The 20,193-nt window shown below is 65.5% G+C and carries 17 protein-coding genes and 1 pseudogene; 12 read left to right on the top strand and 6 right to left on the bottom strand.

What is annotated here, in order from left to right; all coding sequences use genetic code 11:
• The 7 genes from DNX69_RS26500 to DNX69_RS02695 all read left to right on the top strand — a co-directional run.
• A partial coding sequence (locus DNX69_RS26500) for a TRAP transporter large permease (protein ID WP_234826824.1) occupies positions 1 to 712 on the top strand: 712 nt, incomplete at its 5' end.
• Positions 713 to 833: 121 nt separating this feature from the next.
• Complete coding sequence (locus tag DNX69_RS02720; protein WP_110784819.1) at positions 834 to 1,295, top strand: DUF3237 domain-containing protein; 462 nt, start codon at positions 834 to 836, stop codon at positions 1,293 to 1,295.
• Positions 1,296 to 1,656: 361 nt separating this feature from the next.
• Positions 1,657 to 2,463 carry a crotonase/enoyl-CoA hydratase family protein gene (locus tag DNX69_RS02715; protein ID WP_110784480.1) on the top strand — a complete coding sequence of 269 codons (807 nt, stop codon included), beginning with the start codon at positions 1,657 to 1,659 and terminating at the stop codon, positions 2,461 to 2,463.
• Positions 2,464 to 2,475: 12 nt separating this feature from the next.
• Positions 2,476 to 4,371 (top strand): feruloyl-CoA synthase, encoded by a 1,896-nt coding sequence (locus tag DNX69_RS02710; protein WP_110784479.1) that lies wholly within the window; start codon positions 2,476 to 2,478, stop codon positions 4,369 to 4,371.
• Between the two features lie 155 nt (positions 4,372 to 4,526).
• Positions 4,527 to 4,946: an acyl-CoA thioesterase gene (locus DNX69_RS02705; protein WP_110784478.1), complete on the top strand. Its 420-nt coding sequence runs from the start codon at positions 4,527 to 4,529 to the stop codon at positions 4,944 to 4,946.
• Positions 4,947 to 5,027: 81 nt separating this feature from the next.
• Positions 5,028 to 6,185 carry an ABC transporter substrate-binding protein gene (locus tag DNX69_RS02700; RefSeq protein WP_110784477.1) on the top strand — a complete coding sequence of 386 codons (1,158 nt, stop codon included), beginning with the start codon at positions 5,028 to 5,030 and terminating at the stop codon, positions 6,183 to 6,185.
• Positions 6,186 to 6,493: 308 nt separating this feature from the next.
• Complete coding sequence (locus tag DNX69_RS02695) at positions 6,494 to 7,348, top strand: GGDEF domain-containing protein (RefSeq protein WP_110784476.1); 855 nt, start codon at positions 6,494 to 6,496, stop codon at positions 7,346 to 7,348.
• Here DNX69_RS02695 and DNX69_RS02690 read toward each other — a convergent pair.
• Genes DNX69_RS02690 through DNX69_RS02680 form a run of 3 tightly spaced genes read right to left on the bottom strand, consistent with a single transcriptional unit; the run spans position 7,286 to position 10,820 of the window.
• A complete protein-coding gene (locus DNX69_RS02690; protein WP_110784475.1) occupies positions 7,286 to 8,005 on the bottom strand; it encodes an ABC transporter ATP-binding protein in 720 nt (239 codons plus the stop codon). The two genes, DNX69_RS02695 and DNX69_RS02690, sit on opposite strands and share 63 nt — an antisense overlap.
• The gene (locus DNX69_RS02685; protein ID WP_110784818.1) at positions 8,002 to 9,774 is read right to left on the bottom strand and encodes an ABC transporter permease subunit; all 1,773 of its coding nucleotides are present in this window, start codon (positions 9,772 to 9,774) and stop codon (positions 8,002 to 8,004) included. The genes DNX69_RS02690 and DNX69_RS02685 overlap by 4 nt, the downstream gene beginning before the upstream one ends.
• Positions 9,775 to 9,779: 5 nt before the next feature.
• Positions 9,780 to 10,820, bottom strand: a complete 1,041-nt coding sequence (locus tag DNX69_RS02680; protein WP_165825169.1) for a branched-chain amino acid ABC transporter permease — start codon at positions 10,818 to 10,820, stop codon at positions 9,780 to 9,782.
• A 162-nt stretch (positions 10,821 to 10,982) separates the two neighbouring features.
• On the opposite strand from DNX69_RS02680, the pseudogene DNX69_RS02675 reads away from it, so the two are divergent.
• From DNX69_RS02675 to DNX69_RS02665, 3 genes and pseudogenes are all read left to right on the top strand, one after another.
• Positions 10,983 to 11,501, top strand: a pseudogene (locus DNX69_RS02675) (MarR family winged helix-turn-helix transcriptional regulator).
• A 242-nt stretch (positions 11,502 to 11,743) separates the two neighbouring features.
• Entirely contained in the window at positions 11,744 to 12,748 is a 1,005-nt protein-coding gene (locus DNX69_RS02670) for a hypothetical protein (protein WP_133255963.1), read from the top strand.
• 10 nt (positions 12,749 to 12,758) lie between these two features.
• Positions 12,759 to 13,190: a hypothetical protein gene (locus DNX69_RS02665; RefSeq protein WP_110784473.1), complete on the top strand. Its 432-nt coding sequence runs from the start codon at positions 12,759 to 12,761 to the stop codon at positions 13,188 to 13,190.
• A gap of 79 nt (positions 13,191 to 13,269) precedes the next feature.
• Here DNX69_RS02665 and DNX69_RS02660 read toward each other — a convergent pair whose 3' ends face one another.
• Positions 13,270 to 15,000, bottom strand: coding sequence for a cation:proton antiporter (locus tag DNX69_RS02660; protein WP_110784472.1), 1,731 nt, complete (start codon positions 14,998 to 15,000; stop codon positions 13,270 to 13,272).
• 48 nt (positions 15,001 to 15,048) lie between these two features.
• Here DNX69_RS02660 and DNX69_RS02655 point away from each other — a divergent pair, with 48 nt between their 5' ends.
• On the top strand, positions 15,049 to 15,633 hold the full coding sequence (locus tag DNX69_RS02655) for a DUF3124 domain-containing protein (RefSeq protein ID WP_110784471.1): 585 nt from the start codon (positions 15,049 to 15,051) through the stop codon (positions 15,631 to 15,633).
• A gap of 126 nt (positions 15,634 to 15,759) precedes the next feature.
• The gene (locus DNX69_RS02650) at positions 15,760 to 17,334 is read left to right on the top strand and encodes an adenylate/guanylate cyclase domain-containing protein (protein ID WP_110784470.1); all 1,575 of its coding nucleotides are present in this window, start codon (positions 15,760 to 15,762) and stop codon (positions 17,332 to 17,334) included.
• Between the two features lie 122 nt (positions 17,335 to 17,456).
• Here the strand turns inward: DNX69_RS02650 and DNX69_RS02645 are convergent, their stop codons facing one another.
• Entirely contained in the window at positions 17,457 to 18,737 is a 1,281-nt protein-coding gene (locus DNX69_RS02645; RefSeq protein WP_110784469.1) for a glycerate kinase type-2 family protein, read from the bottom strand.
• Between the two features lie 169 nt (positions 18,738 to 18,906).
• Entirely contained in the window at positions 18,907 to 20,142 is a 1,236-nt protein-coding gene (locus DNX69_RS02640) for an ABC transporter substrate-binding protein (RefSeq protein ID WP_110784468.1), read from the bottom strand.
• Positions 20,143 to 20,193: the final 51 nt, after the last annotated feature.

Here is a 20,193-nt window from a genome sequence, read left to right as displayed (position 1 = left end):
CGGCGTGGCCCGGCCGGGCTTCCTGCCGGCCGGGCCGAAGAGCTCATGGGCCGATCGCCTCGCCGCGTTCCGCGACGTGTGGTCGCCGCTGCTGCTGTTCCTGTTCGTGATCGGCGGGCTGTATGGCGGGTTCTTCATCCCGACCGAGGCCGGTGCGGTCGGCGCCGTCGGCGCCTTCCTGATCGGCATCCTGCGCGGCAAGCTCAATCGCGAGGGCATCCTGCAGTCGCTGCTGCAGGCGACCCGCACCGCGGCTGCGGTGTTCACCGTGCTGATCGGCGCGCTGTGCTTCGGCTATTTCCTCACCATCACCCAGACGCCGCAATACGTCACCGAATTCCTCACCGGGCTCGGCATCGGGCCTTACGGCGTGCTGGCGCTGATCCTGCTGATGTATCTGGTGCTCGGCTGCCTGATGGACGCGATGGCGATGGTGATTCTCACCGTGCCGATCGTGTTTCCGGTGGTCACCGCGCTCGGCTTCGATCCGATCTGGTTCGGCATCATCATCGTGATGACGGTCGAGCTCGGCCTGATCCATCCGCCGGTCGGCATGAACGTGTTCGTGATCAAGAGCGTGATCAAGGACGTCAGCATGTCCACCGTGTTCGCCGGCGTGCTGCCGTTTGTGGTCACCGACCTGATCCGGCTGGTGATCCTGATCGCGTTCCCGATCATCGCGCTGTGGCTGCCGATGCGGATGATCGGGTAGTTCGAAGACGTCGTCATGGCCGGGCTCGCCCCGGCCATCCACGTCTTTGCAGATCATCGACGCCGCAAGACGTGGATGCCCGGCACAAGGCCGGGCATGACGACCAAAATGGATGGACGCGATGACCCCGACCCTCGAAACCAAATACGTCTTCACCATCACCGCGCGGATCGGCGAGGTGATTTCGGCCGGCGACACCGGCGCCGGGGTGCGGCGGGTGATCCCGGTGATCGGCGGCGAGGTCAAGGGCGAGGGGATCAGCGCCAGGATCCTGCCGTCGGGCGCCGATTTCCAGATCATCCGGCCGAACGAGCTGATCGAGCTGGAGGCCAAATACGCCTTCGAGACCGACGACGGTGCGGTGGTTTACGTCGAGAACATCGGCATCCGGTTCGGGCCGGTCGAGTTGTTGCAGAAGCTCAAGCGCGGCGAGCCGGTCGATCCGAAGCTGATCTATTTCCGCACCCGGCCGCGGTTCGAAACCGGCCACCCGAACTATCAGTGGCTGATGCAGCATTTGTTCGTCGGCTCCGCCGCCCGTCACGCCGACCGGGTGGTGATCGACGTGCATCAGGTGTTGTGAGGTTACCTTGCTAACCTCTCCCCGCCCTTTGCGGGGAGAGGTCGGCCCGGCGGAGCGCAGCGGAGCCGGGGCGGGTGAGGGGCCTGGCACTGAGGTGCGACGGGAAAGGCCCATCCGGTCGCTTCGGCGAGCCTTCCTATTATCACTGCGGATGTGGGTATGCAGTGCCCGGCCCCTCACCCCAACCCTCTCCCCGCAGAAGGGCGGGGAGAGGGAGCGCGCCTCGCAGGCGGCACTCGCGCGCCGCGCCCGCCAATCCCAGCTTTTATGAGCCAGGGCCGCTCTCGTTGCCGCAATGCCGATTGACGCCGGCCCCGAGTGATCGTTATAGTCTATAACTATTCTGCACAGGACGTAATAAGTGCTCACAGGAAACGCTCAGGCCGCGACGCTCGCGGACCCATCGACGCTTGTCGTCGACACCGTCGGCCCGGTGCTGACGATCGGACTCAATCGCCCCAAGAAGCGCAACGCCCTCAATGACGGGCTGATGGCGGCGCTGAAGGATTGCCTCACCGAGATTCCGGACGAGATCCGTGCGGTGGTGATCCACGGCATCGGCGATCACTTCTCGGCCGGCCTCGATCTGTCCGAGCTGCGCGAGCGCGACGCCACCGAGGGGCTGGTGCATTCGCAGACCTGGCACCGGGTGTTCGACAAGATCCAGTATTGCCGGGTGCCGGTGATCGCGGCGCTGAAAGGCGCGGTGATCGGCGGCGGGCTCGAGCTCGCCTGCGCGGCGCATATCCGCGTCGCCGAGGCCTCCGCCTACTACGCGCTGCCGGAAGGCAGCCGCGGCATCTTCGTCGGCGGCGGCGGCTCGGTGCGGTTGCCGCGGCTGATCGGCGTGGCGCGGATGGCCGATATGATGCTCACGGGCCGGGTGTACTCCGCCGCCGAAGGCGTCGTGCACGGCTTCTCCCAGTACCTGATCGAAGACGGCTCGGCCTACGACAAGGCGCTGGAGCTCGGTCATCGGGTGGCGCAGAATGCGCCGCTGACCAATTTCGCGGTGCTGCAGGCGCTGCCGATGATCGCCGAGGCCAATCCGCAAACTGGCCTGCTGATGGAATCGCTGATGGCGACCGTGGCGCAGAGCGACCAGGAAGCCAAGAACCGTATTCGCGCTTTCCTCGATCACAAGACAGCCAAGGTTCGGCCGACCTGAAACGGAGCCGTGATGGACGCTATGACCGATCCCATTGCATTCGCCGCCGGCGCCGCGGGGCGCGAGTCAGCTCATCCGCTGCGCGACATCTCGTTCGGTGAGATCGGCATCGCCACCGAGCGCAAGCCGGACGGCACGATCTACGTGCGGTCGACCACCACGCTCACCGACTACCCGGTGCGGATCACTGACCGGCTGCATCATTTCGCCGAAGTGGCGCCGGACCGGGTGTTCATGGCCGAGCGCGACGGCGAGGGCGGCTGGCGCAAGATCAGCTACGCCGAGATGCTGCGCGCGGCGCAGACCATCGCCTCGGCACTGATCGCGCGCGGGCTGTCAGTCGAACGGCCGGTGATGATCCTGTCCGGCAATTCGATTGACCATGCGATCGTGATGTTCGGCGCGCTGTATGCCGGCGTCGCGATGTGTCCGGTGTCGCCGCCGTATTCTCTGGTCTCCAAGGACTACGGCAAGCTACGGCACATCGTCGGGCTGCTGACGCCGGGTCTGATCTTCGCCGATGACATTACCGCCTTTGCACCGGCGATCCTCGCCACGGTGCCGGCCGATGTCGAACTCGCTGCCACCCGTGGCACGGTCGAGGGCCGCAAGGTGACGTCGCTCGCAGAATTGCTGGTGATGCCGGAGCATCCCGAGCTTGCCGCCAGGCACGAGGCGATCGGCCACGACACCATCGCCAAGTTCCTGCTGACGTCCGGTTCGACCGGCAATCCGAAAGCGGTGATCAATACCCAGCGAATGATCTGCGCCAATCAGGTGATGATCCGCGAGGCGATGGCGTTCCTCAAGGACGAGCCGCCGGTGATCGTCGATTGGCTGCCGTGGAACCACACCTTCGGCGGCAATCACAATATCGGGCTGACGCTGTTCAACGGCGGCTCGATGTATATCGACGACGGCAAGCCGACGCCGGCCGGCATTGCCGCGACCATACGCAATCTGCGCGAGATCGCGCCCACCGTGTACTTCAACGTGCCGAAGGGCTACGAGTCGCTCTTGCCGGTGTTGCGGGAAGACCAGCAACTGCGCAAATTGTTCTTCAGCCGGCTGCATGCGATGTTCTTCTCCGGCGCCAGCCTCGCCGCGCACGTCTGGAACGGGCTCGACGAGGTGGCGGTGGCGGAGACCGGCGCACGGGTACCGATGCTCACCGGCCTCGGGGCCACCGAGACCGCGCCGTTCTTCATGTCGGTGACGCCGCAGACCTCGCGGTCCGGCCATGTCGGTCTGCCGGTGCCGGGCAACGCGGCCAAGCTGGTGCCGAACAACGGCAAGCTCGAAGTCCGCGCCAAGGGGCCGAACATCACGCCGGGTTATTGGCGCGCGCCGGAGCTGACCGAGAAGGCGTTCGACGAGGAAGGCTTCTACAAGCTCAATGACGCGCTGAAGCCGGTCGATGCCGACGACCTCACCCGCGGCTTCGATTTCGACGGCCGGATCTCCGAGGACTTCAAGCTCGCCTCCGGCACCTGGGTCAGCGTCGGGCCGCTGCGGGCGAAATTCATCGCCGCCTGCGCGCCGCTGGTGCGCGACGTGGTGATCGCCGGGCTCGACCGGGACTACGTCACCGCGCTGGCGATCCTCGATCCGGACGGCTGCAAGCTGATCAACGCCACGCTGCCGCTGGAAGACCTCGCCGGCATGGCGGCTGACCAGCTGATCCGCGAGGCCTTCCGCGACCGCTTCGCCACGTTGCTGACGCAGGCGACCGGCTCGTCGACCCGCATCACCCGCGCGGTGCTGCTCGGCGAACCGCTGTCGATCGACAAGGGCGAGATCACCGACAAGGGCTCGGTCAACCAGCGCGCCGTGCTGGAATATCGCGCCGGCCTGATCGCCGACCTCTACGCCCACCCGCCGCCGGACCATGTGATCGCGCTGGAGTAGCGGATGCGAAACTCAGCGTTCGTCATTCCGGGGCGCCGCGCAGCGGCGAGCCCGGAATCCATAACCACCGCCAGGGGATATGGATTCCGGGCCCGCGCCAAGGGGCGCGTCCCGGAATGACGAACTTGGATGTTCTTGTTTGGAAATAGCGCGACATGTTCACCAACCGCCGCGACGTGCAGATCCAGTGGGGCGATTGTGACCCGGCGGATATTGTGTACTACCCGCGTTATTTTGCGATGTTCGACGATTCCACCTCGGCGCTGTTCGTCGCCGCCGGCTGTTCGAAGCGCGATCTGATCAAGGTCTACGGCCTGGTCGGGATTCCGATGGTCGACACCCGCGCCAAGTTCTACATTCCGTCGACCTATGGCGACGTGATCAGCATCGAGAGTCGGATCGAGCGGTTCGGGCGGTCCAGCTTCGAAGTGCTGCACAAGGTGTTCAAGGGCGAAGAGCTGGCGCTCGAAGGCTTCGAGACGCGGGTGCTGGTCGGCCGCCATCCGGACGATCCGAGCCGGCTGAAATCGGTCGCGGTGCCGGAGGAGGTGAAGGCCAAGTTCATGCGGGGCTGACTCGCCGCCGGTGATGCCGTAAACAGGATGACAAGATCGCGCCGAACACGGCCGATACCATAACAGTGGGAGGAGGAGAACGTGACCAAGTTCAAGCTGTCCGCTGCGGCGATCGCCGTGGCCCTCGCGTTGCCGGGGCTTTCCGGTGCCGCGCTCGCCGAAACCAACGAAATCACCATCGGTATCACCGTCACCACCACCGGTCCGGCCGCGGCGCTCGGTATTCCGGAACGCAACGCGCTGGAATTCGTGCCCAAGGAAATCGGCGGCCATCCGCTCAAGGTGATCGTGCTCGATGACGGCGGCGACCCGACCGCGGCGACCACCAATGCGCGGCGTTTCGTCACGGAGTCCAAGGCCGACGTGATCATGGGCTCGTCGGTGACGCCGCCGACCGTGGCAGTCTCCAACGTCGCCAACGAAGCGCAGGTGCCGCATATCGCGCTGGCGCCGCTGCCGATCACGCCCGAGCGCGCCAAGTGGTCGGTGGCGATGCCGCAGCCGATCCCGATCATGGGCAAGGTGCTGTACGAGCACATGAAGAAGCACGGCATCAAGACCGTCGGCTACATCGGCTATTCGGATTCCTATGGCGACCTGTGGTTCAACGACCTGAAGAAGCAGGGCGAGGCGATGGGGCTGAAGGTCGTCGCCGAGGAGCGCTTCGCACGTCCGGATACGTCGGTCGCAGGTCAAGTGCTGAAGCTGGTCGCCGCCAATCCCGACGCGATCCTGGTCGGCGCTTCCGGCACCGCTGCGGCGTTGCCGCAGACGTCGTTGCGCGATCGCGGCTACAAGGGCCTGATCTATCAGACCCACGGCGCCGCCTCGATGGACTTCATCCGTATCGCCGGCAAGGCGGCCGAGGGCGTGATCATGGCGTCGGGTCCGGTGATGGACCCGGAGGATCAGCCCGACAGCGCGCTGACCAAGAAGCCAGGCCTCGAGCTCAATACGGCGTATGAAGCCAAATACGGCCCGAACAGCCGCAGCCAGTTCGCGGCGCATTCGTTCGACGCCTTCAAGGTGCTGGAGCGCGTGGTGCCGGTGGCGCTGAAGACCGCCAAGCCGGGCACGCAGGAATTCCGCGATGCCATCCGCAAGGCGCTGATCACCGAGAAGGACATCGCGGCCAGCCAGGGCGTGTACAGCTTCACCGAGACCGATCGCTACGGCCTCGACGACCGCTCCCGCATCCTGCTGACGGTGAAGGACGGCAAGTACGTGATGGTGAAGTAACCGTTAGCGCCGGCGGCATCCGCCTGCACCTTGCGAAAGCCGGCCTCCGCGTGAGGCCGGCTTTTTGCTGGGCGAGACCGTTCCCGCAGCATCGATCGGTTCCTTCCGCAGCGCCGAAAAGCCGAGCCGCTTTAGCGCCGCGTTAAGTCTGATGCTTCGAATTGCGCGGAGTTAACGTGACCGGCTGCCGGCCTCTGGTAAGACTACCAGGGTACAATGGATCGCGCGGCGCAGCGCCGCGCATCGGGCCAGCGACCAGCCGGAGCGGTTACGCTTCCGCGCGGGCGCGGCCTCAACAACGGTGAGCGATGCCGAGCCAGATCGTCACGCAGGGCGACGTGATCCGCTATACGGCGGGCAGAGTAGCCGTCGCGGCCGGAATGACGGCGCTGGTCACCATGATCTTTCTGATCTCCGACCTCGGCACCGACTGGAGTGCGACGGCCCAGGTCGGTGCGGTGGTGAAAGCCTCGATGATGGTTGCGCTCGGGGTGTCGACCACATTGTCCGGCGCGATGGCGTATCGGTCGGCGCAGCTGATGCGGCAACTCACCTCGACACGGGCCGAACTGGTGCGGATGTCGCGCACCGATCCCTTGACTGGGCTGCTCAATCGGCGTGGCTTCGACGCCGCTGCTGCGGCGCTGCTGGCGCAGGCGGCTTCGGCCGGTCAGCGGGTGGTGGCGCTGATGTGCGACATCGACCGCTTCAAGGCGATCAACGATCACTACGGCCACAATCTCGGCGATCGCGTGCTGGCCGAAATCGGCGGCATCCTGCGCGACTTCTCGGCGCCGCGTGGAATGTTGATCGCGCGTCATGGCGGCGAGGAGTTCGCCGGCCTGATGGTCGGTGTCACCGACGCGCAGGCCAATGACTACGCGCTCGAGCTGTGCCGGCTGTGCGCCACCGAGGTGGCCTGCGACGGCCGGCGTGTCGCGGTGACGATGAGCTTCGGTCTTGCCGCCTATACGGGCGGTGAATTGTCGGCGCTGATGCGGCGCGCTGATCTGGCGCTGTACCGGGCCAAGGATCTCGGCCGCAACTGCGTGGTGCAACTCGGCGACAGCGATGCCTTGCCGATGCTGCCTGCCGAACCGTCAGGCGGGGTGCGAGAAGCCGAGATAGCTCGCGACCACCGCCTCGTTGCGGGCGACCTCTGAGGCCGGCCCGTCGAGCACGAATTCGCCGAGCTCCATCACATAGGCGCGGTCGGCGATTGCGAGCGCCGCCTTGGCGTTCTGCTCGACCAGTAGCACCGAGACCCCGGCTTCGCGCAGCTCGCCGACGATACGGAAGATGTCGGCGACGATGATCGGCGCGAGGCCGAGGCTCGGCTCGTCGAGCATCAACAGCTTCGGCGCGCCCATCAGCGCGCGGCCCATCGCCAGCATCTGCTGCTCGCCGCCGGAGAGTGTGCCGGCGAGCTGCTTGCGGCGCTCCTTGAGGCGCGGAAACAGGCCGTAGACGCGCTCCTGCGATTGCGCGGCGATGCTTTTGGCGATCCGAAACGCGCCGAGTTCGAGATTGTCCTCCACCGTCATGGTGGCGAACAGCTCGCGATGCTCGGGCACCAGCGACAGCCCGGCCGCGACGCGGTCCTCGATGTCGAGCCGGGCGACATCGACGCCGTCGAAGGTGACGCGGCCCTTCAGCGGCAGCACGCCCATCGCGGCGTTGAGCAACGTGGTCTTGCCGGCGCCGTTGGCGCCGACCACGGTGACGATCTCGCGCGTCCGCACCTCGAGCGACACGTTCCGCACCGCCTCGACCTTGCCGTAGGACACCGAGACGCCGGATACCGAAAGCAGGGCGGTCATGCCAGCGCTCCGAGATAGGCCTTGATCACGTCCGGATTGGTCTTGATCGCGTCGGGCGTGCCTTCGGCGATCCGGGTGCCGAAGTCGAGCACCACGATGCGGTCGGCGAGATCCATCACGAAGCCCATGTCGTGTTCGACCAGCAGCACCGACATGCCGCTGTCCTTGAGTTGGCGCAGCAGTGCAGCGAGCCGCTGCTTTTCCATGTGGCGGAGGCCGGCGGCCGGCTCGTCGAGCAGCAGCAATTCCGGATCGGCGCATAGCGCGCGGGCGATCTCGACGATGCGCTGCTGGCCGAGCGAGAGACTGCCGGCGAGCTGATCGATCTCGGCCTTGAGGCCGACGCGCTCGATCTGGCGGGCGGCTTCGGCGAGCAGCTTGGCCTCGTCGCCGCGGTCGAACCGCAGCATGCTGGCCACCGCGCCGGAGCGACCGCGCAAATGCGCGCCGATCGCCACGTTTTCCAGCACGGTCATGTCCGGCACCAGCTTGACGTGCTGGAAGGTGCGGGCGATGCCGAGCTTCACCACCTCCTGCGGCGGGGTGTTGTCGACCGGCTTGCCGTGTACTTCGATCCGGCCGCCGGTGGTGGTGAGGATGCCGGTGATCAGGTTGAAGGTGGTCGATTTGCCGGCGCCGTTCGGGCCGATCAGCGCCACGATCTCTGCGGCGTTGACCTCGAACGACACGTCGTTGACCGCGACCACGCCGCCGAACTGTTTTCGCGCGCGCTCGACCTTGAGCAGCGGCGCCGCGGTGGCGCCGCCGACACGCTCGCGCGCCGGCAGGCCGCCGGCCGTGCCGGTGGCGGCGCGGCGGAATTTCAGCGGCACCAGATTGGCGAGCCACGGCCAGACGCCGCCGGGCGCGAGCTGCAGCAGCACCACCAGGAGAATGCCGAACACGATGATCTCGAGCTGCCCCTGGCCGCCGAACAGCAGCGGCAGATAGCCCTGCAGCACCTCTTTCAGGATGATCACGATCGCGGCGCCGAGCACGCCGCCCCAGACGTAGCCGGCGCCGCCGACCACGGCGATGAACAGATATTCGATACCCGCCTGTGGCCCGAACGGCGTTGGATTGACGTTGCGCTGGAAGTGCGCGTACAGCCAGCCCGACAGGCCCGCCAGCACCGCCGCATAGATGAACACCAGGAGCTTGGCGCGCGCGGTCTGCACGCCGAACGCTTCGGCGGCGACGTGGCCGCGGCGCAGCGCGCGGATCGCGCGGCCGGTGCGGCTGTCGAGCAGGTTCATGGTCAGCACCGCGCTGATCAGCACCATCGCCCAGATCACGAAATAGATCGTGTCCGGATCGAACATCTCGACCGAGCCGACCGACAGCGGCGGGATCTGCGAGATGCCGTCGTTACGGCCGAGGAAATCCAGCTTGCTGAACAGATAGTACAGCGCGATGCCCCAGGCGATGGTGCCGAGCGGCAGATAGTGACCGGAGAGGCGCACCGTCATCAGCCCGAGCAGCACCGCGGCGATGCCGGCGACGACAAGCGAAGCCGGCAGCGCCAGCCACGGCGACACGCCGTAGACGGTGCTGAGGTAGGCGGTGGTGTAGGCGCCAAAGCCGCAGAACGCGGCCTGGCCGAACGAGGTTAGCCCGCCGACGCCGGTGAGCAGCACCAAGCCCATCGCCACCAGCGCGGCGAGGCCGATATTGTCCAGCAGCACGATCCAGAACGGCGGAATGCCCGGGATCAGCGGCAGCGCCGTCATCACGGCGGCGAACAGCAGGATCGGCAACCAACGCGGCATCACGCTTAGTCCTTCTCTTCTTCCACCGCGGGCGCGGCGAGCGAGCGCAGCACCAGCACCGGCAGGATCAGCGTGAAGACGATCACTTCCTTGTAGTTCGAGGCGTAGAACGAGGAGAACGACTCGACGATGCCGACCACGATCGCGGCGACGGCGGTGAGCGGATAGCTGACCAGCCCGCCGATGATCGCGGCGACGAATCCCTTCAGGCCGATCAGGAAGCCGGTGTCGTAATAGAGCGTGGTGATCGGCACGATCAGGATGCCGGAGATCGCGCCGATCACCGAGGCGAGCAGGAACGCGATCTGGCCCGAGAGCGACGTGCGGATGCCGACCAACCGGGCGCCGAGCCGGTTGACCGCGGTGGCGCGCAGCGCCTTGCCGTAGCGGGTGAAGCCGAAGAACAGCCACAGCGCCGCCATCAGCGCCAGGGTGATGCCGTAGACGGCCAGACTCTGACCGGTGAACAGCAGCGGTCCGACGCTGAGCGCGATGTCGGACAGCGGTGGACCGCGCAGGCCTTCGGCGCCGAAGAACACCAGGCCGAAGCCCTGCAGCGCCAGATGGCAGCCGACCGAGGCGATCAGCAGCACCAGCACCGAGGTGTGGGCCAGCGGCTGGAAGGCGATGCGATACAGAAACAGCCCGATCGCGGCGACGATCAGCAGCGACAGCGCGATGTTGACGGCGACGCCGGGCTTGTGCGCCGGCAGCCACGTCGCCAGCGCCAGCACCACGGCGGGAAACAGGATGTAGATCAACGCCGCCCGCACCACCTTGGCGAGGTGCAGCGATTTGCGGGCACTGAACAATTCGAAACCGAATGCGACCACCCCCATCACCAGGGCAAGCTGTGCGGTGCCGGGTACGCCGCCGGCCGACAGCGTCGCGTAGGTGAGGGCGCCGAAGGTGATGAATTCGCCCTGTGGGATCAGAATGACGCGCGTCACGGCGAACACGAGCACCAGCGCCAGGCCGAGCAATGCGTAGATCGCGCCGTTGGTGACGCCGTCCTGCAACAGGAACAGCAGAATCGTGGTGTTCACGCGAACGTCCCCTCCCGCGAAGGCGTCGTTGCGCGCCTTCGTCCGCCGGCAGTTGTATTCTGCTCAGGCTATTTGATATGGTGCATAACAATTATCGACTATAAGCTCAAGGCCTGCGACGCTTGGTGCAGGCCGTTTGCTCTGTCAGGATCGAGCCCGGCGATGACCGCATCGAAAACCGCCGCCGCCGTCAAGCCGGCACGCGCCGCGCGCAAGGAGCCGCCGGCCGAGTCCGTCGCCGAGGCCTCAGAATTGGTGATGGGCGAGCTGTCGGAGCTGCTCGGCTACGCGCTGAAGCGCGCCCAGCTTCGCGTGTTCGAGGACTTTCTGCAATCGGTTGCGCCGGTACAACTCACGCCGGCGCAGTTCTCCGTGCTGCTGCTGCTCGACGCCAATCCCGGCCGCAACTAGACCGAGATCGCCACCACGCTCGGCATCCTGCGACCCAACTTCGTGGCGATGCTGGATGCGCTCGAAGGCCGCGGATTGTGCCAGCGTACGCGCTCGCCGAGCGACCGCCGCTCGCACATCCTGGTGCTGACCGACAAGGGCCGCGCCACCTTGGCACGCGCCAAGAAGCTGGTCGCCACACGCCACGAGGCCCGGCTCATCGAACTGCTCGGCCGCGACAACAGCGAGGCGCTGCTTGCGATGCTCGCCAAGATCGCGCGCGAGTTCTGAGCTGGTTCACCAAGCTGCGAGAAGGTTGATAACTCGGCCACGGCGGCCGATGGGCGCTCGGATCTGCTTGTCCTCCTATTGGGTATGTTAGTTAGCTCAAGTTGATAGCTCGGGCCGCACGATTTGACAGCTGTTGTGGCGCCACGGCAACAGACTCTGCCCGCGGCTCAAGATAACCTTTGATTGAGTGGGGCGTATATTGCTCGCCCTCGTAACCGCTTCGGCTTCCTGGGGAGGAGACGATGAGTGGTTTGCATAGAATTGCGGTCGCTGTCCTGAGTATCTCGCTGGCCGGTTGCGCTATCCGTCCACTTCCCGAAGATTTCTCCGGCGTTCCGACCAATGTGATTGTGAAGCAAGTGCGCTGTGAGACGCGGGAGGCAATACGGGATCTTGCGCTCGGTTGGCTCACCGCTGAACAGAATTTGGCCAATGGTCGGGTCGATGCAAAGTCTCATGCATTGGGCGTTCAATTCGCGAACAGGAAGCTGCCGATCCAAAAGTTCGATCCAAAGCAGTTCTCGGGTCACGCTCGGGACGTACTGAAGCTGTTCTTCGATACGGGCGTTGCCTACACCTTCGACTTGGAAATGACGGAACAGAACAACCTGAATACCGACATTAATCTGCTGAAGCCCTTCACGACCTCGAACCTCACCTTCGGTGTCAAGGCGAAAGCGGATCGCTCCCGGAAGAACGAACGTATTTTTACCATCACCGATAGTTTTAGCGGTTTGCTTCAATTGCCGGATCACTACTGCACTGGCACCTCGATCGGCCGTGACTACAACCACTTGGTTCCGCCTAACTATGTCTATCCGATCACCGGGCAGATTGGAGTTAAGGGGTTCATCAAGGATTTCATCAACATGACAATCTTTGAAAGGCTTGGCGGTCCGAAGGACAAGCCGGCTGGCCCTCCGACGTTGGTGGATGCTCTCGAATTCGAGACTATCATCAGTGGCAGCCTGTCGCCGAAGATCCAGTTCACACAGGCGCGCTCGGGTCTCAACGTCGTCGATGCCACCGTAACTGGCGAAGCGATCCGGACCGATCTGCACAAGATCACGATGGGCTTGGCGGTGGCTGATTCCGGTGCACCGATGTTGGCTGAAGTAAGAGGCTATCCGTTTATGCCGCTCGTCAGCGCCCGGCCGACATCAAGCGCGGAGGCATCGGCGGCGGAAGCGGTGAACCAAGCACTGGCGTTGAAGCTATTCCGTCCAACGTTCGTCATCACGCCTTAGGGAGGATGTCATGGGTAAGGCTTCCAAGACAAAGAAGGCCAGATCGACAAAGGCAAAATCAACAAAGGCCAAAGCGACGAAGGTCAAAGCGGCCAGGAAAGAGGCCAACAAGCCGGTGACCCCCGTCTATCTCAATCCGCCGGCAACGATCCGCATAGGACTGCACGACGTCATCCGGGCACTGAAAATGATCGAGACGCAGGGGCATCTCAACAAGCTTGTCAGCGGTTCCAAGCGCCAGCGGTTACAGGTGACGCTGCCGGCGGAGACGGTGAATTTCGTTAAAGATTTCGTCGTCAAGCACCGCATGCATACCCATCGCGTCGGCCGCCACATCGTCGGAGGTTTGGGTACGGCTTCCGCGCGCGATACGGATCGATTGCTGGCAAGGATCGACGCCGGCCCCGATCCTAATCAGTGCGAATTCGGCAAACAGGGCTGAAGTTCATCCGACCCGACAAGTCGATAACGCGAACCGGCCGAGCCGGATGTTTGACCGGCAGGGGGCGCGGCGAGTGTTGTTACGGCAAGACTTCCCGGCGTTCGGCGAGGCGGGTGTCGAGTTCGGTGCGCTTGTCGGCGAGCAGGCCGTGGTCGGCCGCCTCGATCACCTCGAACAGCTCCTGCGCCTCGGTGATCCGCGGCACGATGACGTAGTTGGAGCCGGCCCGGTACATCGCCTCGACGTCGGCCAGCAGATCGGCGGTGGCGACGATCTGTGCGGTCGGGTTGAGGGCGCGGACATGGCGCACCAGGCGTTCGTTGGTGGCGCCCTTCAGTAGCGAATCCGGCACGCTGAGGATGATGATCTCGGCCTTGGCGACGCCGGCATGCAGCAGCGTGTCGACGTTGCTGATGTCGCCGTAAATGACGTGCATGCCGCGCGTGGTGAGGGTCCTGTAGACCAGCGGGTTGAAGTCGATCACGCTGATCTGCTTGAGCAGTTCGGGCGCGTGGCGTTCGATCTCGCTGACCAGGGCGCTGGCGGTGCGGAAGAAGCCGAGGATGACGATGCGGTGCACCGCGCCGTGGCCCGCTTCGGCGGCGGCTTCGGCACCGCTCTGCTGCTGGCCGAGATCGCGGAAGCCGAGCCGGGTCAGCAGGCCGATCGCGTGGCGGCTGATCGGATCGCTGCGCATGATGACGAAGGTCGACAGCACCGCCAGCAGCACGAAGGCGAACGAGGCGGCGCTTGCGGTCTGGGTGCCGATATGGCCGGCGGCGACGCCGGTCTGGATCACCACCAGCGAGAATTCGCTGATCTGCGCCAGGTTGAGCGCCGGCAGCAGGCTGGCGCGCAGGCCCTGCTTCATCAGATACAGCGGCAGGAAGGTGGTGAGCAGCCGGCTCGCCAGCGTGAACACCGCGATCGTCAGCGCCAGCCCGATCACCGAACCGTTCGGGATCGGAATCGTCATGCCGAGCGCGACGAAGAACAGCGTGATGAAGAAGTCTCGCAGCGTCGTCACCTTGGCGGTGACGTCGAGCGCGTAGGGGAAGGTCGACAGCGACACGCCGGCGACCAGCGCGCCCATCTCTCGCGACAGATGCAGGTGCTCGGCGATGCCGCCGATCAGAAAGCACCACGCCAGCGCGCCGAGCAGCACCAATTCGGGGGTGCGGGCGATACGGTGGAACAGCCAGGGCAGTACGTAGCGCGCCAACAGCGCCGCGGTCGCCACCAGCACGGCGACGCGGCCGACCGACAGCAGCAGCACCGAGATCTGCAGGTCGGCCAGACTTGGCTGTACCGCCAGGAATAGGATCGCGAAGATGTCCTGCAGCACCAGGATGCCGAGCGTGATTCGGCCGGGCAGGGTGTCGAGCTCGCGCTTCTCGTACAGCACCTTGACGATGATCACGGTGGAGGACAGCGCGCAGGCCACCGTCAAATACAGCGCGTCGAAATGGCCGCCGCCGAACGCGAGCCCAATGCCGATGAAGAATGCGATGCCGAGCGCGACGCCGCCGGCGATCTGGCCGCCGGCCGCCACCAGGATCACCGGGCCGGCGCGGATGATCTTCTTCAGGTCGATCTCCAGCCCGATCATGAACAGCATGAAGATCAGGCCGAGCTCGGAGATCACCGAGATCGAATTCTGCGATTTGACCCAGCCAAGGCCGAATGGACCGATCACGAAGCCGGCGATAAGGTAGGCGAGGATCAGCGGTTGACGGAAAAAATGCGCCGCCAGACCGAGCAGCCAGGCGAACAGGATGCTCAGCGTGATATCGCCAATCAGTTCGTGCATGCACCTGCCGCCGTGGAACGCCCTGGCGCGAACATTAAAGGGACAGCCATGCTGAGACAATGCATCGGGAGCCCGGCTCGCGGAACGGGACGCCGTCGCTTCGGCGTTCCCGTGATTCTCTGGGTGACATGCCTGATTCTGTCGTCCAGCGCACCGTGTTTGGCGCAATCATCGGCCCCGCGGGGCATCGCCCAGGCGTTCGCTGCCTCGCTTACCGCATTGCCGGCCGATCAGCTCACGGTCGGGGGCTCGGTCTATGTGCCGGCCTATTCCAGCGTGTCGATCAACCAGGGCGCGACGCGGGCGAATTTTTCGGTGACGCTGAGCATCCACAACGCCTCCGAGACCAAGCCGCTGGTGATCAAGCGGATCGGCTATTACGACGGCGCCGGCAAGATGGTGGAGAGCTATCTGGACGCGCCAGTGGCGCTGAAGCCGTTCGCCACGATCGAGGCTTTCGTCCCCACGCTCGACACCCGCGGCGGAACCGGGGCCAATTTCGTGATCGACTGGTCGGCGGCAGGCGACATCGCCGAGCCGGTGACCGAGGCTCTGATGATCGGCACCTTCGCCAACGGCCATTACGCCTTCATCTCGCAGGGCCGCCCGATCCGGACGTCGCGCGCGCCTTGAGCCGGCGGCCACTGCGGAGCGCCCGAACGGCTAGCTCGGACTGGTAGCGCTGCACCGCGAGAGCTTCCTTTTATACCGCCCGCATTCTAGGTTGCCGGCCACGGCGGCAACGAGGGCGGGCGCGGCATGGACAAGTCAGACACCAACAATCTGCGCGCCCGCGGATGGTGGACCGGTCTCGCGATCGCGGCACTGCTGCTCGGTCTGCCGCTGGCGGTGTGGCTCGATCTCACCAGCCTTGCCGACGCGGCGCTGCGCCGGCAGGCCTCCGACCTGAACTCGGTGATCAAGAGCGTCCGGCACTATTATGCCGCCAATGTGGTCGGGCGGATTCTGGCCCATCCCGGCCAGGTCCAGGTGATCCACGACTACGAGAACGTGCCCGGCGCCATCCCGATCCCGGCGACGCTGTCGCTCGAGCTCGGCAAGGTGATCGGCGAGCAGCAGAGCAACATCACCTACCGCTTCGTCTCGGATTATCCGTTCGCCAATCGCGCGCCGCACCAGCTCGACGCCTTCGAGCGGGATGCGCTCGCGGCGCTGCGCAAGGACGCCAGCGAGAACATCGTGTCGGCATCCGCGAGCCTGTTCAGCGACAGCGTCCGGCTGGTGTCGCCGGTGACGATGGCGCCGGCCTGCGTCGCCTGCCACAACACCCACCCCGAAAGTCCGAAGCGCGACTGGAAGGTGGGTGACGTTCGCGGCATCCAGGAGGTGATGATCACCCAGCCGATCGCCGCCAATCTGTTCTCGTTCAAGTTCCTGCTGGCCTATTTCGTCCTCACCGCCGTGTGTGGGGTGTCGTTCCTCACCATGCAGCGGCGGCAGTCGCAGAAGATCGTCGCGATGAACCGCGAGCTCGAGACCAACAACGACTTCCTGGCGTCGCTGTCGATGAAGATCTCGCGCTACATTCCGCCGCAGATCTACAAGAGCATCTTCTCCGGGCAGAAGGACGTCACCATCCACACCGAGCGCAAGAAGCTGACGATCTTTTTCTCCGACATCCAGAATTTCACCGCCACCACCGAGCGGCTGCAGCCCGAGCTGATCACCCAGCTGCTCAACGAGTACTTTACCGAGATGTCGGAGATCGCGCACCGCTACGGCGGCACGATCGACAAATTCATCGGCGATGCGATGCTGATCTTCTTCGGCGATCCCGAAACCAAGGGTGACCGCGCCGACGCCCAGGCCTGCGTGCGGATGGCGTGGGCGATGCAGCGCCGGCTGTCCGAGCTCAATGCCAAATGGCGCGCCGCGGGGATCGAGCAGCCGTTCCGGTCGCGAATCGGGATCAATTCCGGCTATTGCAACGTCGGCAATTTCGGCAGCGCCGACCGGATGGACTACACCATCATCGGCGCCGAGGCGAACCTCGCCGCACGGCTGCAATCGATCGCCGAACCCGGGGGCATTGTCATCAGCTACGAGACCTACGCGCTGGTCAGCGATGTCGTCGACGCCCACGCACTGCCGTCGATCACCATGAAGGGCATCAGCCGCGAGGTGGTGCCGTATGCGGTCGACCACCTCCGCGACGGCAGCGAGGCCTCGGCGGTGGTGATCGAGAAGGTGCCCGGCTTCGACTTCCGCCTCGACACCGCAGCCGTCGCCGCCACGGACAACGACCGCGTCCGCGCGGTGCTGCTGCAGGCGCTGTCCTCGCTCGACCGGCGACAGCCGAAGGCGGCGGAGTAGCAGGCTCCAAGTCGAGAGACGTCGTCATTGCGAGCCAAGCGAAGCAATCCAGAAGCTCCGTGCCCCGCGTCCTGGATTGCTTCGTCGCTGCGCTCCTCGCAATGACGATAGGGGTGGACGCCTCACACCAAGATCACCCGGATATCGTTGACGTTGGTCAGCGTCGGGCCGGTGATCAGCAGGCCGCCGGTCTGGGTGAAGAAGCCGGTGGCGTCGTTGTTCGCGAGATAGGCGGCGGGATCGAGCTGCAGCGCCGCGATCTGCGCGAAGGTCGCTGCGTCGATCAGCGCGCCGGCGGGATCGTCGGCGTCGCCGGCACCGCCGTCGGCGCCGTCGGTGTCAGCCGCGAGTGCGGCGACGTCGGGCAGGTCGGACAGGTGCTTTGCCAGCGCCAGCGCATATTCCTGGTTGGGGCCGCCGCGGCCCTGGCCGCGCACCGTGACGGTGAGTTCGCCGCCGGACAGGATCGCCAGTTTACGCCCCGATGCGCGGGCCTCGCGCGCGAGCTGCGCGTGCGCGGCGGCGACGTCGCGGGCTTCGCCTTCGAGGTCGGCGCCGAGATCGGCGATCTCGTAGCCGGCGCCACGCGCGACTTGGATCGCCGCATCGAGCGACTGCCGCGGCCGTGCGATGATCTCGAACCGCGCGCGCGCGAACGCGGCGTCACCGTCCTTGACGCTCTCGTTGCCCGGATCGTTCAGCGCGGCAGCGACCGCCGGATCGAGCTGCAGATCATAGCGCGCCACCAGCGCGCGGGCGTCGGCCAGCGTGGTGGGGTCCGGCACGGTCGGGCCCGACGCGATCGCAGACGGCTCGTCGCGCGGCACGTCGGAGATGGCCAGCGTCTCGATCTGACCGGCGTGCTGCCCGGCGCGGGCGAGGCGGCCGCCTTTGATCCGCGACAGATGTTTTCTGACGGTGTTGACCTCGCCGATCGGCGCGCCGGAGCGCAGCAGCGCGCGGGTCGCCTGCTGCTTCTGCGCCAGCGTCACACCTGCGGCTGGAGCGATCCAGTTGGCCGAGCCTCCGCCCGACAGCAGCACCAGCAATAGATCGTCCGGCGTCGCGATGGCGGCGAGCACGAGGCTGGTCTCGGCGCCGCGGACGCCGGCGGCGTCGGGCATCGGATGGCCGGCCTCGATCACCTCGACGCAGCGGGTCGGCACGCGGTGACCGTGACGGGTGGTGGCGACGCCGACCAGCCGCGACGCTTCCAGGGCCAATGTGTCGAGGTAGTGCCGCTCGGCGGCGGCGGCCATCGCGGCGGCACCCTTGCCGGCTGCGAGGCAGATGATCCGGCCGCGCGGCGCTGGCGGCAGATGCGCGGCGAGCACGCGATCGGGATGCGCGGCGGCGACGGCCGCATCGAAGATGGCGCGGAGCAGGGGGCGATGATCGGTCATGCGCCCGTTGTGGCAGGCGCGCCGCGGGGCGGCAAGTGGCGGCCGTCTCAGGCCGTCATCCCGGGGCGCTCGCTGCGCGAGCGAACCCGGGATCCAGAGGTTCAGGGCAGTTCGATATTCCGGGTTCGCCGCTGCGCGGAGCCCCGGAATGACGGTGCGTGCGAAGCGACTAGCCGCCGTTCGGCTGGTGAACTTCGCCTTCGATCACGTCGCCGAACAGCTTCCAGTGTTCGCCTTCGAACTTCATCAGCTGCAGCTGCTCGATCGGCGCGAAGTCGGTCTCCGAGGTGTTGAGCTTGATGCCGGGCAGCAGGCCGCCGAGCTGGACGTCCTTCAGGCTGGCAGCCTGCTTCATCACGTTGGCGCGGGTGAGGTCGTCGCCGCACTGCTTGATCAGCACCGCCACCGTCTCGGCGATGTTGTAGCCGGTCATGAACGAGGAATCGGCGCGATTGGCGTCCGGCGCGTACTTCGCCAGGAACTCGTAATACGCCTTCATGCCGGGGTCGTTCTCCCACTGCTTGTCGGTGGCGTCCTTGGCGTAGGAGGCCGAGATCACGCCCTGGGCGTTCTCGAAGCCGGCCGGCTTCATCACGCTGCCGGTCGACGCCGACACGTTCGGCACGATCATCATCGGCTTCCAGGCGAGCTCGGCGACCTTCTTGATGGTCTGCGCGGCGAATTTCGGCGTCGCGAAGATCACCAGCACGTCAGGGTTGGAGGCCTTGATCTTGACGATGTGGGAGTCGACGGTCGGCTCGGTCAGCTCGTAGCTGTCCTCGATCACGACCTGCGACGCCTTGGCGCCGAGACCGTCCTTGAGGCCCTTCAGATAGTCCTTGCCGAAGTCGTCGCCCTGATACAGCACGGCGATCTTGGCGTCCGGCTTCTCCTTCAGGATGTACTTGGCGTAGATCCGGCCTTCGCTCTGGTAGCTCGGCAGCCAGCCCATCGTCCACGGGAAGTGCTTCGGGTCGTTCCACTTGGTGGCGCCCGACGCCAGGAACAGATGCGGCACCTTCTTGGCGTTGAGATACTTCTGGATCGCGGTGTTCGACGGCGTGCCGAGCGGCGAGAACATGAACAGCACTTCGTCGCTCTCGACCAGCTTGCGGGTCTGCTCGACGGCCTTCGGCGGCGAATAGGCGTCGTCATAGGAGATGTAGACGATCTTGCGGCCGTTGATGCCGCCCTTGTCGTTGATCATCTTGAAATAGGCTTCCTGCGCCCGGCCGACGCTGCCATAGGCGGAAGCGGGGCCCGAATAGGGCACGATGTTGCCGATCTTGACTTCAGTGTCGCTGGCGCCGGGGCCGTATTTCTTCTGCGCCATAGCCTGGCCGCTCGAAGCGGTCAGCAGGGCGACGGTCGCCAGGGTGGCTATCGATCGGGAGAGGGCAGACATCGAATTCCTCGCGTGTTGTTGTTGGTCTTGCGGCGTACGTTGCAGTGCAGC

This window comes from Rhodopseudomonas palustris (assembly GCF_003226555.1).
Taxonomy (GTDB): Bacteria; Pseudomonadota; Alphaproteobacteria; order Rhizobiales; family Xanthobacteraceae; genus Rhodopseudomonas; species Rhodopseudomonas palustris_I.
The sequence above is the reverse complement of the archived record's forward strand: the minus strand, read 5'-3'. Positions and strand labels throughout refer to the sequence as shown.